At 59.0% G+C, this 12,791-nt stretch carries 17 protein-coding genes; 9 read left to right on the top strand and 8 right to left on the bottom strand.

Features of this window, described 5'->3' with window-relative positions; all coding sequences use genetic code 11:
* Window positions 1-15: 15 nt before the first annotated feature.
* Window positions 16-300 carry a DUF7565 family protein gene (locus V5A26_RS06490; protein WP_332320268.1) on the top strand — a complete coding sequence of 95 codons (285 nt, stop codon included), beginning with the start codon at window positions 16-18 and terminating at the stop codon, window positions 298-300.
* 83 nt (window positions 301-383) lie between these two features.
* Here the strand turns inward: V5A26_RS06490 and V5A26_RS06485 are convergent, their stop codons facing one another.
* From V5A26_RS06485 to V5A26_RS06470, 4 genes are read right to left on the bottom strand one after another with little or no spacing between them, the layout of a single operon-like run.
* Window positions 384-821 (bottom strand): transcription elongation factor Spt5, encoded by a 438-nt coding sequence (locus tag V5A26_RS06485; protein WP_332320269.1) that lies wholly within the window; start codon window positions 819-821, stop codon window positions 384-386.
* Between the two features lie 2 nt (window positions 822-823).
* Window positions 824-994, bottom strand: coding sequence for a protein translocase SEC61 complex subunit gamma (locus V5A26_RS06480; protein WP_332320270.1), 171 nt, complete (start codon window positions 992-994; stop codon window positions 824-826).
* A 56-nt stretch (window positions 995-1,050) separates the two neighbouring features.
* Window positions 1,051-2,169, bottom strand: a complete 1,119-nt coding sequence (ftsZ, locus tag V5A26_RS06475) for a cell division protein FtsZ (protein WP_332320271.1) — start codon at window positions 2,167-2,169, stop codon at window positions 1,051-1,053.
* A gap of 58 nt (window positions 2,170-2,227) precedes the next feature.
* Window positions 2,228-3,514, bottom strand: coding sequence for a D-aminoacyl-tRNA deacylase (locus tag V5A26_RS06470; RefSeq protein WP_332320272.1), 1,287 nt, complete (start codon window positions 3,512-3,514; stop codon window positions 2,228-2,230).
* Between the two features lie 99 nt (window positions 3,515-3,613).
* Here V5A26_RS06470 and V5A26_RS06465 point away from each other — a divergent pair, with 99 nt between their 5' ends.
* From V5A26_RS06465 to V5A26_RS06445, 5 genes are all read left to right on the top strand, one after another.
* On the top strand, window positions 3,614-3,802 hold the full coding sequence (locus V5A26_RS06465; RefSeq protein WP_332320273.1) for an HVO_2922 family protein: 189 nt from the start codon (window positions 3,614-3,616) through the stop codon (window positions 3,800-3,802).
* Window positions 3,803-4,064: 262 nt separating this feature from the next.
* Window positions 4,065-5,393 (top strand): sodium:calcium antiporter, encoded by a 1,329-nt coding sequence (locus tag V5A26_RS06460; RefSeq protein WP_332320274.1) that lies wholly within the window; start codon window positions 4,065-4,067, stop codon window positions 5,391-5,393.
* Between the two features lie 70 nt (window positions 5,394-5,463).
* Window positions 5,464-6,282, top strand: a complete 819-nt coding sequence (locus tag V5A26_RS06455) for a shikimate dehydrogenase (protein ID WP_332322283.1) — start codon at window positions 5,464-5,466, stop codon at window positions 6,280-6,282.
* Complete coding sequence (locus tag V5A26_RS06450; protein ID WP_332320276.1) at window positions 6,279-6,557, top strand: hypothetical protein; 279 nt, start codon at window positions 6,279-6,281, stop codon at window positions 6,555-6,557. The genes V5A26_RS06455 and V5A26_RS06450 overlap by 4 nt, the downstream gene beginning before the upstream one ends.
* A 95-nt stretch (window positions 6,558-6,652) precedes the next feature.
* Window positions 6,653-7,621: an NDP-sugar synthase gene (locus tag V5A26_RS06445; RefSeq protein WP_332320277.1), complete on the top strand. Its 969-nt coding sequence runs from the start codon at window positions 6,653-6,655 to the stop codon at window positions 7,619-7,621.
* 1 nt (window position 7,622) lies between these two features.
* Here V5A26_RS06445 and V5A26_RS06440 read toward each other — a convergent pair whose 3' ends face one another.
* The 3 genes from V5A26_RS06440 to V5A26_RS06430 form a co-directional block, all read right to left on the bottom strand.
* Complete coding sequence (locus V5A26_RS06440; protein WP_332320278.1) at window positions 7,623-8,333, bottom strand: diphthine--ammonia ligase; 711 nt, start codon at window positions 8,331-8,333, stop codon at window positions 7,623-7,625.
* Between the two features lie 61 nt (window positions 8,334-8,394).
* Entirely contained in the window at window positions 8,395-9,534 is a 1,140-nt protein-coding gene (locus V5A26_RS06435; protein WP_332320279.1) for a DUF373 family protein, read from the bottom strand.
* A 53-nt stretch (window positions 9,535-9,587) separates the two neighbouring features.
* Window positions 9,588-10,487: a coiled-coil protein gene (locus tag V5A26_RS06430; RefSeq protein ID WP_332320280.1), complete on the bottom strand. Its 900-nt coding sequence runs from the start codon at window positions 10,485-10,487 to the stop codon at window positions 9,588-9,590.
* A 236-nt stretch (window positions 10,488-10,723) separates the two neighbouring features.
* Here V5A26_RS06430 and V5A26_RS06425 point away from each other — a divergent pair, with 236 nt between their 5' ends.
* The 3 genes from V5A26_RS06425 to V5A26_RS06415 all read left to right on the top strand — a co-directional run bounded on the left by V5A26_RS06425 (window position 10,724) and on the right by V5A26_RS06415 (window position 12,276).
* Window positions 10,724-10,897 (top strand): hypothetical protein, encoded by a 174-nt coding sequence (locus tag V5A26_RS06425; RefSeq protein ID WP_332322282.1) that lies wholly within the window; start codon window positions 10,724-10,726, stop codon window positions 10,895-10,897.
* Between the two features lie 101 nt (window positions 10,898-10,998).
* Complete coding sequence (locus V5A26_RS06420) at window positions 10,999-11,418, top strand: DUF371 domain-containing protein (protein WP_332322281.1); 420 nt, start codon at window positions 10,999-11,001, stop codon at window positions 11,416-11,418.
* A 45-nt stretch (window positions 11,419-11,463) separates the two neighbouring features.
* On the top strand, window positions 11,464-12,276 hold the full coding sequence (locus V5A26_RS06415) for an endonuclease III domain-containing protein (protein WP_332322280.1): 813 nt from the start codon (window positions 11,464-11,466) through the stop codon (window positions 12,274-12,276).
* Here V5A26_RS06415 and V5A26_RS06410 read toward each other — a convergent pair.
* Window positions 12,277-12,791 (bottom strand): MBL fold metallo-hydrolase RNA specificity domain-containing protein (locus V5A26_RS06410; protein ID WP_332322279.1); only part of this gene is annotated, 515 nt, incomplete at its 5' end. It lies immediately after the preceding gene.

Below are 12,791 nucleotides of genomic sequence, written 5' to 3'. Positions count from 1 at the left end.
GGCCAAAGAGGGAATATGTCACGCTGGCTCTGTGCTATCGAGGGCTGTTTGGCGGACTTCGAAGATGTCGAGTCCGTACTCGCCCACCAGCGAGACGAGCACGAGAGTCACACCTGCAAGGTATGTAACGAACCGGTGCCTGCGGGGTTCTTCGCGATCAAACACGCCTTTGCGGACCATACCCGTGCCGAATACGTCAGGCATTACGAAGCTAATTCTGATGCGATACGGTGGCGAGAACGGATTACGCGGTCCGTCGAATCAGCTCTCGATTCCGAGGACGGGTCGACGGCTGACTGACAAATTCACCAACACAAGGCGGAGGCCCCATCCTCAACGAGCGAGCGGGTCCTTAGACCCCGAGCGAAGTAGGGGAGGGTAGTTTACCGCTCGTCGCTGTCCAGGACTCTGATCTGGTCGCCGCGGACCGTAACCGGAATGGGAACCGTGGCTTCGTACAGTTCGACTGTCACCTGATCTTTGCCCTCGTCGATGCGCTGAACCTGGGCCTTCTCGCCCTTGAATGGGCCGGCGATCAATTCGACGATATCGCTCTCTGCGATTCCTTCAACGTCTGGTTTCGGTGAGAGGAAGTGCTCGACCTCGGAGATGCCACTGTCTCCCGGCACGATACTTCTGGCGTGAGGGATGTCTTCGAGCACTCGTTCAAGCACACCGGTATCTTCGGCCTCGACCATCACATAACTCGTCAGCGATTCGGGGGCGAGAACGGCGTGGACCTTGTCTTCTTCCCGGTTTGCGATCATGCTCGCGACGGTCTGTTCCTGGCTGGCCGTGGTTTTGACGGCGAATATCGACATGATCAGGCCCCCGGCAGGACACTCATGACCAGGAAGATGAGAAAGCCGATGACGCCGATAAGGAGAATCCCGGCCGCTGCAATGAGCGAAATACGGGAGAACTCCTCCCAGTCCGGAGTGCTTGCCAACTTGAGCACTCGGGTGTAGGCGTTCAATGTGTAAGGTACGTCCATGAACAGGTGTTCGGGATGGGTGCTTTTCTATCTATTGAAAATGCCGGGGACTTCGGTTACTCGACGTAATCGAATTCTTCGACTTCTTGGGGTGCCGGCGGCTCGTCCTGTCGGCCGTAGATCTGCGGGGATTGAACGCCGGTGACCACGACCATCGTTCGCATATGGCCGTCGAGTTCCTCGTTGATTGAGGTCCCCCAGATTATCCGTGCGTCCGGATCGATCCGGTCGTAAATCTCTTCGACGACACCCTCGGCTTCCTCTATCGACATCTCTGGTCCACCAGTAACGTTGACCAGTGCGGAGTTGGCCCCGGCAATATCGACGTCCAAAAGCGGGGAGCGAAGGGCTTCCTGTACCGACGCCTGGGCTTTGCTGTCCGAGTCTGCGTCGCCCAGACCGATCATGGCGACACCGCCTTTCTCCATGACTGTGCGAACGTCCGCGAAGTCCAGGTTGACCAGTCCTGGTTTCGTGATCAGTTCTGTGATACCTTTGACTGAGCGCATCAGGATCTCATCAGAGACTTTGAAGGCCTTTCTGACCGGAAGTTGCCCCACGGAGTCGAGCAACCGGTCGTTCGGGACGACGATGACCGTGTCCGCGACATCTCGAAGACGCTCAAGACCGGCTTCCGCGTTCGTCCGGCGAACCTCGCCTTCGGCCGTGAATGGCGTCGTGACCACAGCAATTGTCAGGGCATTCATCTCCCGGGCCGCCTTTGCGACCACGGGTGCTGACCCGGTTCCGGTCCCACCGCCCAGTCCAGCGGTCACGAACACCATGTCCGATGAGGAGATGTTGTTTCGGATCTCGTCTTGACTCTCTAGTGCAGCCTCTTCCCCAACTTGTGGGAGGGATCCTGCACCACGACCTTGGGTCTTCTCGCGCCCCATCAGGATTTTCTGGTCGGCCTGAATGTCGACTAGATGTTGAACGTCTGTATTTGCTGCAACGAGTTCGGCTCCATGGATGCCCTCCTCGAACATCCGGTTGATCGTGTTGCTCCCGGCCCCACCACACCCCACAACGGTGATCTCGGTCTGGAGGTCCTCGAGGACGGCCTCGAGTTCTTCATCAGTCATTTCTCCTGTCGGGTGGAGCTCCGGTTCGGGTTCTGATGACCCGGCCCCGGTCTCGGCTTCGTCGATTGCTTCCTCGACGATGGAATCCATCTTGGGTATCGATAACCGATGGAGGTTAATTACCTTTCCCCTCTCCGTCATGCGGGCGTCACACCTCGAAACGCCGCGTTTCCAGACTGTGCACGTCCGTCGGTGAAATCGTTTCACCATCGACAGTAACCGTTTCCCCGGCACTGAGGCGTCCAAATAGCGGCCCCTCGGGGACGCCCAGCTGGGCTGCGCGTTCCGGATCGAACACTGCCCGCTCCGCAGAAACCGTCGAATCGGTGCGTTCGATGGTGTCATACTCCCGTTCGAGCAATTCGGCGAGAGCGTCTATCAAGCCGTCATAGGCCCCAGTATCGCTGAACGCAGCCTGCTCGCCAACCCGGTTGCCGTTCTCGGTTGTTTGATAGGCTACGCTGTGAGCCGCGACGGTCTCGACAGTCGATTTTGGATCGATCGCTGCACAGGCCGCAATGAGATCCGATGGTAACGCTTCGATATCGGGATCATTTGCAGATTTCTCTCCAAACCGAAGCCCGGATTCGATCGAACCCAGCTCCGATTCGAGCCTCGAAACGAGATCGGGGTGGACGCCGCTGGTTTCTTGGACCCACGTCTCGCTGACGACCCGATAGTCCAGGGACTCGACAACGGCCCGAACCGCCGGCCAGTCGCCCTCGATCAGGGCGTTTGTCGTCTCGCTCTTTTTGAACATCGCCTTGAGAACATCTCGGTTGGCTTCGGGATCGCCGAGTTCCTCGAGGCTCCAGTCGGCTGCGACGTGGCCGATTGCGGCGTCGGTTTCGAGCAGGATACGGGTCGGCTGGGGCGCGTAGTGGTTTCCACCGAATGCAACGAGGGTTCGGTCACTTGTTGGCTCCACGGCTTCCAATTCCAGAATCGCCTCGGCGACAGCTCGTCCTCCCGTTGTGTCCGTCCACTGGTCGGGTCCACTTCCGAGTTCCACGAACATCCCTGGCGCGCCCAGATCCGTCGGGCCATGATGGGTGCATTCCATCGTCACGTCGTAGTCAGCCGGCGCGAGGGCTTCGAGTTCCCGAATAACTCGTTTGAGGGCCCCTGGGGCTGGATCGATCAGTTCCCGATCCGACCCGCCGTATTCGGCTGCTCCGAAATTCCCCGTGAAGTGGGCGCTTAGGAGCGCTCCAGTGTCGCCCGAGTGTTTTGATGCCACGACGATGTATTCTGGGTCGTCGAACTTACGGGCGACGTCGTCCAGTTCGAGATGGAGTGTGTCGAACTCGCGGAGTTCGAACCCCTCACGTCTGTATACCCCTGCCTCTGTTTGTGTCCAGTCTGCCACCTTGCGCAACTGCTTACCGATGGTTACGGAGGCCTGATCCGCGGTACTAACGACGATTCCGATCACGCGTCACCCAACGAGACCACTTCGATTAAGCGCGTCGAAGCGCCAGCCCAATGTCGCTGTGGAATGGGGTTAAGTGCGGACCGGCCGTGAACAACGCTAATGGCGCGAACCCAGACCTTCGAAGTGTACGAGGACTCAGCCGGAGCGTGGCGCTGGCGACTCGTCGCCCCGAATGGCAACATCATCGCCGACAGCGGGGAGGGATATAGTTCGAAACAGGGCGCGAAACGGGGAATCGAGAGCGTCAAAAACGGAGCGAGAGACGCGACGATCGAATACACCGACTGAGCCCCCGATTCGAAGCAATCTTTCCCTCAGTTGGGGGATTTCGGGTGTGTGAGGTTCTGAACTGCCGTAACCACGGCGAACCCGGATTTCGACGGGTCGGTGGCCCCAATCACGGTCAGACCGCCCATCTCCTCCAATTAGGAACATCTTGTGTCTTATAAGGGGTGGCGGCAACACACGAATAGAGACAAATAATGGACTGGTTGGCGCGTTTCTATTGGCTTTTGCATTCGGTCGATAGGGGTTACCCCGGGTGGATGCGATGAATCGGCAAACGATCGGCGCCCTCCTTGGTGCGATCGGGCTGACGGTTCCTTGGTTTGGCTACTGGCTCCTGACCCTTTTTACTGACCGGAGTGTCGAGCACCTCTCGACAAACATCACGGTCCTGATCAGTGGCTTGTCAGTACTCGGGGCCGCGTTTCTTCTTGCCTGGGCGGCTGAAACGGCCGAGCGAGACGTGCCCCGGCCATTCGCCATTGCCGTGTTGGCGGTGCTTGCTGTCGCCCCAGAATACTCGGTGGACGCATTGTATGCCTGGAATGCCGGTGCCTTTGCCGGCACGGCTCGGGGCATCGAGGCCGGTAACCTGGCGGTGGCAAACATGACTGGTGCGAACCGAATCCTGATCGGTATCGGCTGGGCGGGAATCGCCCTGTTTACCGTGTATCGTCGGGGCTCCAGTCTCGATCCGTCGGTCAAAGACCGGGCCGGAGTGCTTGCCGAGGCCGTGTCGGTCGACAAGGATCTGGCTCTCGATATCGTCTTCCTGATGGCTGCGACCCTCTGGGCCTTTTTCGTTCCACTTTTCGGTGGGATCGATGCGTTGGATATGGTCATTCTGGTCGGCCTCTATGTGACCTACATTCTCGTGGTGCTACGGGGCGATATCGAACCCACGGAGGAACACGTAGGTGTTCCAGCGGCCCTGCAGGCACAACCGAAATTGCGCCGATTTCTGACTGTTATCACTCTCTTTACGTACTCAGGGCTGTTGATTTTCACAGCTGTCGAGCCGTTTGCACACGGTCTCGAAACGATCGGCACCAACATCGGCGTCCCGTCTTTCTTCATGATTCAGTGGATTGCACCCCTGGCCTCCGAATCGCCCGAACTGATCGTGGTTGTCTATCTGGTGAACAAGGCCCGGTCGACCGCCGGCTTCAACGCACTTATTTCCTCGAAACTCAACCAGTGGACGCTGTTGATCGGGACTCTCGTAGTCGTGTATTCGATTGCCAACGGGCAATATGGCGTGCTGCCATTCGACGCGAAACAGGCAGCCGAGATCTGGTTGACTGCAGCCCAGTCGTTTTTCGCCCTGGCGATTCTGGTGAACTTCGAGATCTCCGTTCGCGAAGCTATCATGTTGCTCATCCTGTTCGTCTCCCAGGTCGTCATCGAATTTCTCATCATTCGGGACATGGTCACCCTGGCGCTTTCGAGCTACGAGTTGCTCCTCGTTTACACTGGGGTGTATCTGGTCCTCGGGACCGCGCTCTTTGCCATGCGACGGGCCGCGCTCAAGACCCTTTTTGAGCGGGCGGGCCAGACGATTTGGGCTGCCCTCCCGGCTCGTATCTCCGAGTAGGGGTCCCGACAAGCGGGGCGAACGGGGGTACAGCGACAACGCTTAACCCGACCCGTGCCGACCGCTCAATATGGACGTTTACGGACTGATCGGGAACCCGGTCGCTCATTCGGTCTCCCCTGGCCTTCACGAAACCGCATATGAGGTCCGGGGCTTGGACGCCCGATATGTCACGCTCGAAACCGACCCCGAGCGATTGGACCAGGCGATCGAGGGTGCGGCTGCACTTGGAATCGACGGGCTGAACGTGACGATTCCGTTCAAAGAGGCGGTCATGGAGGTCGTCGACCCTTCGGAGACGGCTGCATCGATCGGGGCCGTGAATATGATTGATTTCTCGACTGACCCACCGACCGGCGACAATACGGACGCTGCGGGGGCTCGGCGAGCATTGGAGCGCCACGGTGTCGATCCTGGTGCAGGCACGGCGGTGATCGTCGGTGCTGGCGGTGCGGCCAGAGCGATCGGGCATATGCTCGTATCAGCTGGTGCAACGGTCCACATTGCCAACAGGACCGCAAGCCGGGCCGAGTCTTTGGCTTCGGACCTGGGTGGGACTGGTCATTCCCTCGATGTGGTTCCGGAGCTTGCAGCTGGATCCGACCTGCTGATCAATGCGACGAGCGTCGGGATGGAGGAAGACCGGTCACCAGTTTCTGCGTCGGTGTTTCACGAGGACCTGGCAGTGATGGACGCCGTATACACGCCGCTAGAAACACGATTCCTCCAGGATGGGTCTGCCGCAGGCGCGACCACCATTGACGGTGCCTGGATGCTCCTCTACCAGGGTGTAGCGGCATTCGAACGCTGGACCGGTGTCGAGGCACCCGTGTCTGCGATGAATGAAGCGCTGCGGAATCGGTTGGAATCCGAGTGGAGCGAATCATGACTGGTTCGCAGTTTTTCATGTGGCTCAGAACCGTGTTCGGCCTAACGGCTACGGAAGATCCAGAAACTAACGCGGAAGGCGGGGAAACTTTTCGCATCGGACCCCGAACGGGGTCTGAGCGACCTGGCGCCCAACCAGAATCTGAGCGACCTGGCGCCCAACCAGAATCTGAGCGACCTGAACCCCGAACGGAATCTGAGCGGGCGGTCAAAGCGCCACTCGAGGATGTTCCCGACGTCCCCGATCATGAATCAGGCGACTCTCAGGAGCCCTGATCACGACTTGGGTGTGTCGGACCGACTCCCGAAATGCCGTTGGGGCGTCGAGACGGATGAAAAATGACTTAGGAAACCCCCGGGAGGGTAGGGATATGGATGCTGTCGTACTTGCGGGGGGCTATGCAACCCGCCTGTGGCCGATCACGAAACACCGGCCCAAGATGTTTCTCCCGATCGGCGAGCAGACGGTCATCGACCGGATTTTCTCGGCGCTCGAAGCCGATGACCGCGTCGAGACCGTCTTCGTGAGCACCAACGAACGGTTTGCGGAGGACTTCCGAGCCCACCTGGCGGCCACCGACTACGAGAAACCGACTCTCTCCGTCGAGGAGACAACCGCCGAATCGGAGAAATTCGGGGTTATCGGAGCGCTTGCCCAACTGGTCGACAGAGAAGGGATCGAAGACGATCTGCTCGTTCTCGCAGGTGATAATCTCATCAGTTTCGACGTGAGCGACTTTGCTGACTTCTTCGAGGAACGGCGAACTCCGACTATCGCCGCTTACGACGTGGGAAGCCGTGAGCGAGCAAAATCGTACGGGCTGGTCGAACTAGACGAAACCGAGGTCACGAACTTTCAGGAGAAGCCGGATGATCCACAGAGTACGCTCGTCTCGATCGCGACCTACGCCTTCCCGGCCGACTCGCTGTCGCTGTTGGAGACGTATCTCGAAGGGGACAACAACCCGGACGAACCGGGCTGGTTTATCCAGTGGCTCCAGGACCGTGGCCCGGTCCATGCGTTCACGTTCGACGGGGCCTGGTTCGACATCGGGACGCCGGAGAGCTATCTCGATGCCGTTCGCTGGGCGCTCGATGGAGACACGGTCATTGCTGATACCGCTGTCCTCGAGGATACCTCCGTCGGGGAGAACGTCCATGTCATGGCCAACGCGGAGATAGCAAACTCTCACGTGAGCAATGCAGTGATCTTCCCCCAGGCAACGATCCGGAACTGTGAGGTCCGGGATTCGATCATCGACGAACAGACCTGTATCGAACACATCGACTTCTCCGGTGCGCTCATCGGGGCGCATACCGAGATTTCGAGTCCGAAATAACTCAGCGCAGGTGGGCAGATTCGATTTCGAGGTGGCCACGCGTTCCGTCCCAGGTTTTCGAATACTCTATCTCGAGTGGCCGATCCATATGTGGCCCGTCGGTAACGAGGGTTTCGAACTCACCACCCTCTCCGAGGATGTGCACCCCGTACTCCTCGTGTAACTCCGTTAATTCTGAAAGCGCCGCTCGATCAAGGGTTCGCCCGAGCCACGATCGTTCAAGTCCGGCGGCTGCGACCTTGATGATCCGGATTTCAAAACCCGTCTCCACGAACCACTCACCGAGTTCGACTGGCGGTTCGTGCCAGAGCGGGGCGTACATGTCGATCCCCAGCCGTCGGCACATTGCTTCGATCCGGGATGACTGGAACTCACTTTCTATCGCACCGACGGTCACCCCCGCCAGCCCCGCGCGGGAGTTTGTGTCTAGTTCCAAGAGCGCTGCTTCGAGTGGTTCGATCTCTCGGTCTCCCTGAGCGCCTGAGTCGTGGCCCGAGACACCAGGACCTTCGACGGCCGTCATCGAGACACCCATGCTTTGGGCGGCCAGATCGACAAGTTCGGTCGCAGGGACGTGATACATGTACGAATCGCCTGCTGAATGGACCGTGACCAGTCGATCCACGTCCAAGCCGGCCTCTCGGGCCCGATAGAACGCACCCACAGAATCCTTTCCGCCTGAGAACAAACTCACCCACGTTCCGTTGGTCATACCTGATAGTCCGCATCGAGCCGGAAACATCGCTTGGCCCGCAGGGTGGCCTGAAGGGGTGTCATGCGGTCTCCGCCTCTGCTGGCTGTTCCGTGCTCAATCGGGAGGCGAGCCAGATGCCGAGCAGGCTCACGACAATGCCAAGGAGGACGAACACACCGAGCCGGTGTTCGGGTGCCAACGTGACCCCCCGGATCGTGATGGCACCGATACTGGTCGGTTCGATCACGATCCCATCGATGAGGTTCGCCCGTTCGAGGAAGTAGGCTGCGAAACCTCGAACGACCAGGCCCATGGCCAGTGCGCCGAACGGGAGGTTCAGGGAGGCCATTCGAAGGTGATTGTCACGGAGGAGTTCGTCCACGAGGCGGCCAATTGTGGCCGCGATCGCTCCCAGGGCGATCCACGGGACACTGTAGTAGGCAAACGCCATTCCAGTGACGAACTGGAGACTGTCTAAGCCCAGTTCCGAGATCCCGAGGACGCCAACGAAGATGCCCACGAGTGCGAGGCCGGCGGCGATTACCGACGTGACGATCGAGAGGCGGCCCGAGTAAAGCGCCTCTCGTGCCTGTTTGGAAAGCCCTGACAGCCGTTCGTCGATGCCAAACCCGCGGTAGAGAAGGAAGGTCCCGATGACAGCAGTGATCGAGCCCACTGCCACCGCGATGTCGCTCAGCATGAGGATGGCCGGGAACACGAGCATGACGATCCCGATTGGAACGAGCACTGTGCCCCGAAGTTCCTCGTCAGCGAGGAACTGTTTCAGGAGGTAATACGTCGATTCGAGATCCCGCGCTTGGCGGACGACGACCCGATCAACCGAATCGACCTGAATCCGACTCTCGATGATCGGCAGGAGTCGTTCGTCCTCTGTACTGTCGATGACGACAATCGCCGAGTCCGGATCGTGGCTCGCGAGCAACTGGTCGACTTGTTCGGCAATGGCCTGATCGGCCGGGACAACTCCCTCCGTATTGCCTGACAGGACAGCGATCGTGGCCCTGTCACCCTCGGCTTCGATTTCGTTGCCGATGGCGACGGCTTCCAAAAGTGTGTTGACCATCGAGTCCTCCGGGTCTGCCATCCCCAACTCGAGGATCAACTCCGAAATGGTGTCGGCTCCCGAAACCGGAAGTGACACACCGGTGTGTGCGGGGACATCGCCCGTTTGGTCGATGGCCACGACCAGAGTCTCCATTCGGTTGTGACGTTGCTCCGACGGAATAAAAACGTCCGGTGTCAGCGGCGGATTTAGAGGTGGCCGCTCTTCTGAAGCTTTCGCAGGTCCTCGGTGTCCAGGGTTTCGCCCTCTTTGAACCGCTCGTAGATCTCCTCGGCCTCTTCGCGGGCTTCCTCCCGTTTGGCATCGCGTTGGTCCTTGCGTTCCTCCTCTTCCTGCTTGTCAAGTTCGCGTAATCGCTTCTGGACTTCCACGAAGGCCTGGTGATGGGCGTCAGCGGCCTCCTGGGCTTTCACGAATTCCTCGTGGGTTTCGTCGGCCCGGTCGCGAACGTCGTCGGCCTCGCGGTAGGCCTCGATCATCTTGTTGTGGTGCTTCTGGGCGCGGTCCGCCAGTTCGGTGACCTTCTCGTGGTGTTTCGAGGCTTCCGCGCGGACCTCCTCTGCCTTCTCGACGTACTCCTCGAGGTCGTCGTTCTGGTCGAGTTTGGCCTTGCGTTCCTGGTACTCGTCGCGTTTTTCCTCGATCTTCTCGATGAGTTCTCGCTCGTCTTCGGTCGAGAGCACCTCGGTCTGCTGTTTGAACTCGAGGTCCTCGATCTCGGATTTGAGATCCTCTAGGTCCTTCCCTTCGTCGAGTTCGAGGTCGGCCTTCATGTCCTCGACCTGTTCGAAGAGTTCGTTTGCCTTCGCGTTCAGTTCGTTTCGCACCGATTTGTGCGCTTGAACCCGGTCGTTCAGCGTGTCCCTGACCTCTCGGTGTTCCTGGGCGCTATCGACTTTCTCTCGGGTTTTGGCGTTCAGTTCATCGCGCTTGGATGCGCGATTGCTCGCCATCTGGTTCAGTTCGTTCCGGCGGTCCCGAAACTGGCCAGCCTTTTTGATGAGTTGGCCTTTTGATTTTTCCTGAAGCTCTTCGTCCGTGATGAGTTCGTCCGCACTCGATACTGTGATTTCAACTTGTTCTGCCATTGGTTGGCCCTCGATTCCATACTGTCACGACGTTCGCATAGCGACGGCTCGTCGATCCGTACCCATCGCGTGAGAACCTTCGATCATTTGTCGGGCTATGCGCGAACACTCGTGACCTTCTGGTAAATCGGTATACCCTACCACTGTGATTAAGTGTTTCGCTGTGGCTTTGATTACTTTCACTTTCACCGCGCACCTGGGTGGCATTCAGGGTGCTCCAACCCGTAGTTCTGCATATGTACCCAAACCTTGCGCTCACCTGCACCCGCTGCGGCGCCGATCTGGCCTCCGGCGATCGCAAGCTATCAATGCGGACTCCAGAGGGTCTGCGACACGCCTACGAGTGTTCGTGTGGTGCAATCACCATCACTGTCTCGGCTGATCCGGTCCCGATCGCAGGCGAAGGGTGATTTGCTCGACCCGAATCGTTCTTTCTTTCCCCGATCCGTTCTCGGGACCGCTCGGCCACGAATAGCACCACTCAAACGTCCCCACCCGATAGCACGGCTACATGGTCATCGAGGATCGAGTACTCGCCAGCGGACACGAAAACGTCCGCGCCGAACACGAGAGCACCTTCGAAGTGACGACTGAGGATTTTCTCACGCCTGCGGGCGATTGTATTCTCGGTATCGGGGCTGACCGATCACCGGCGGATTTCGAGGATCAGTTCGTGGAGGCTGCCCAGAACGAGACGGCAACGATTACAGCCAACTTCGAAGCAGCGGGTCAATCCGTCACAATCAGTGGCCGGGGCGATCCACGACTCACGTTCGAGAACGAGGTCAGTATGGTCGGCCGAACGAGTGACTACGTCGACGACCGAACGATTCTGGTCGAGGCGGATGGGGCGGCTACTGATATGGACCGGGACTTCGTCGAGGCGCTTGCCGATGGAGCCGACCTTATAGTTACTCTCACAGTCGAATAAGACCCGGGAGAAAGCTATGAACCAGATCCAAACCGCGTTTGACTCATGACCGAATCAGGTGAACCCGCTCACAATATCGCTGGTGGAGAGGGAAACGACGAGGAGGCAGCGGGAGTGAGCCCGGCGTCCAGTGAGCCTGGGACTCGAGCTGAAGCGGTTGTCGACCGGCTCGGTGAATTGTACTGGCAGACCTCTTATGGGAGCCAACAGGCATTCGAATCACTTGTTCGAACGATTCTCTCCCAGAATACGAGCGACCAGGCGAGCCAGCCGGCCCACGACGCCCTCATGGAACAGTTTGGGGACGAAGCGCTCGCTCATTCCCTTGCCGCGGCCGACAGGGACGAAATCGCCGTGATCATTCAACCGGGCGGCCTCCACAACCAAAAATCAGCTGTCATCAAGCGAGTCGCAGCCCACGTCCTCGAAATGTACGGGAGTGCCGAGGCTTTTGATCGGTACGTCAGGGAGGAGGGGGCTGTCGAGGTTCGAGATACCTTATTGGAACTCAAGGGAGTTGGCCCGAAAACCGCTGACTGTGTCCTTCTTTTCGCTGGTGGTCGGGACGGCGTGTTTCCCGTGGACACGCATGTGCATCGGATTTATCGGCGACTCGGGATCGCGCCACCTGACGCGGACCACGAGACAGTTCGGACTGACCTCGAATCCGACCTCCCGCCCGAGAAATGTGGGTACGGACACACGACGAGCATCCAATTCGGCCGGGAATACTGTACGGCCCGCGATCCCGTCTGTCTTGAGGATCCCGAGGCGTGTCCACTTTCAGATCTCTGTGATCGAGTTGGGATCAACGGAGAATCCGGGACTGTGGTCGATCCGGCCGAAACACTCGACTAACTAGACGAAGCGGAACGTTTCGAGGTTCTTCGGGGCGAACGTTCGAATGTCGTACTTGTGGTACAGTGCCGAGGAAAGCTCCTGTGTCGAGCGCTCATCGCCATGGACACAGAGGACCTTCTCCGGCCGGGGGTTCATCGTTTTCACGAAGTCTTCGAGGCCCTGGCGATCCGAGTGACCGGAGAACCCGTCGACGGTCTCGACGTCGATGTCGAGGGTGACCCGTTCGCTGCGACCCCCACCCTTTGAGAGCGGCACTTCATCCCAACCGCTCTGAATACGTCGCCCGAGAGTCCCCTGGGCCTGGTAGCCGACGAAGACCATGGTTGAATCCGGGTGCGGTCCCAGGTGTTCGAGCCACGACATGATGGGGCCACCGGTGACCATCCCGGACGTCGAGAGGATGATCGCTGGGTCTCCATCCGTGATTTCTCGCCGTTCGTCCTCGCCGGCGTCGACCTGGTTGAACTGGTCGGCGAGGAACGGGTTCTCGTTCTCGTGGAAGATCCGGTCCC

Source organism: Halodesulfurarchaeum sp. (genome assembly GCF_036626455.1).
Taxonomy (GTDB): Archaea; Halobacteriota; Halobacteria; order Halobacteriales; family Halobacteriaceae; genus Halodesulfurarchaeum.
The sequence above is the reverse complement of the archived record's forward strand: the minus strand, read 5'-3'. Positions and strand labels throughout refer to the sequence as shown.

Bases quoted from the DNA above. Each gene is read 5' to 3' on its own strand.
- V5A26_RS06490 (WP_332320268.1), top strand. From the start codon at position 16: ATGTCACGCTGGCTCTGTGCTATCGAGGGCTGTTTGGCGGACTTCGAA.
- V5A26_RS06485 (WP_332320269.1), bottom strand. From the start codon at position 821: ATGTCGATATTCGCCGTCAAAACCACGGCCAGCCAGGAACAGACCGTC.
- V5A26_RS06480 (WP_332320270.1), bottom strand. From the start codon at position 994: ATGGACGTACCTTACACATTGAACGCCTACACCCGAGTGCTCAAGTTG.
- ftsZ (WP_332320271.1), bottom strand. From the start codon at position 2,169: ATGGATTCCATCGTCGAGGAAGCAATCGACGAAGCCGAGACCGGGGCC.
- V5A26_RS06465 (WP_332320273.1), top strand. From the start codon at position 3,614: ATGGCGCGAACCCAGACCTTCGAAGTGTACGAGGACTCAGCCGGAGCG.
- V5A26_RS06460 (WP_332320274.1), top strand. From the start codon at position 4,065: ATGAATCGGCAAACGATCGGCGCCCTCCTTGGTGCGATCGGGCTGACG.
- V5A26_RS06455 (WP_332322283.1), top strand. From the start codon at position 5,464: ATGGACGTTTACGGACTGATCGGGAACCCGGTCGCTCATTCGGTCTCC.
- V5A26_RS06450 (WP_332320276.1), top strand. From the start codon at position 6,279: ATGACTGGTTCGCAGTTTTTCATGTGGCTCAGAACCGTGTTCGGCCTA.
- V5A26_RS06445 (WP_332320277.1), top strand. From the start codon at position 6,653: ATGGATGCTGTCGTACTTGCGGGGGGCTATGCAACCCGCCTGTGGCCG.
- V5A26_RS06440 (WP_332320278.1), bottom strand. From the start codon at position 8,333: ATGACCAACGGAACGTGGGTGAGTTTGTTCTCAGGCGGAAAGGATTCT.
- V5A26_RS06435 (WP_332320279.1), bottom strand. From the start codon at position 9,534: ATGGAGACTCTGGTCGTGGCCATCGACCAAACGGGCGATGTCCCCGCA.
- V5A26_RS06430 (WP_332320280.1), bottom strand. From the start codon at position 10,487: ATGGCAGAACAAGTTGAAATCACAGTATCGAGTGCGGACGAACTCATC.
- V5A26_RS06425 (WP_332322282.1), top strand. From the start codon at position 10,724: ATGTACCCAAACCTTGCGCTCACCTGCACCCGCTGCGGCGCCGATCTG.
- V5A26_RS06420 (WP_332322281.1), top strand. From the start codon at position 10,999: ATGGTCATCGAGGATCGAGTACTCGCCAGCGGACACGAAAACGTCCGC.
- V5A26_RS06415 (WP_332322280.1), top strand. From the start codon at position 11,464: ATGACCGAATCAGGTGAACCCGCTCACAATATCGCTGGTGGAGAGGGA.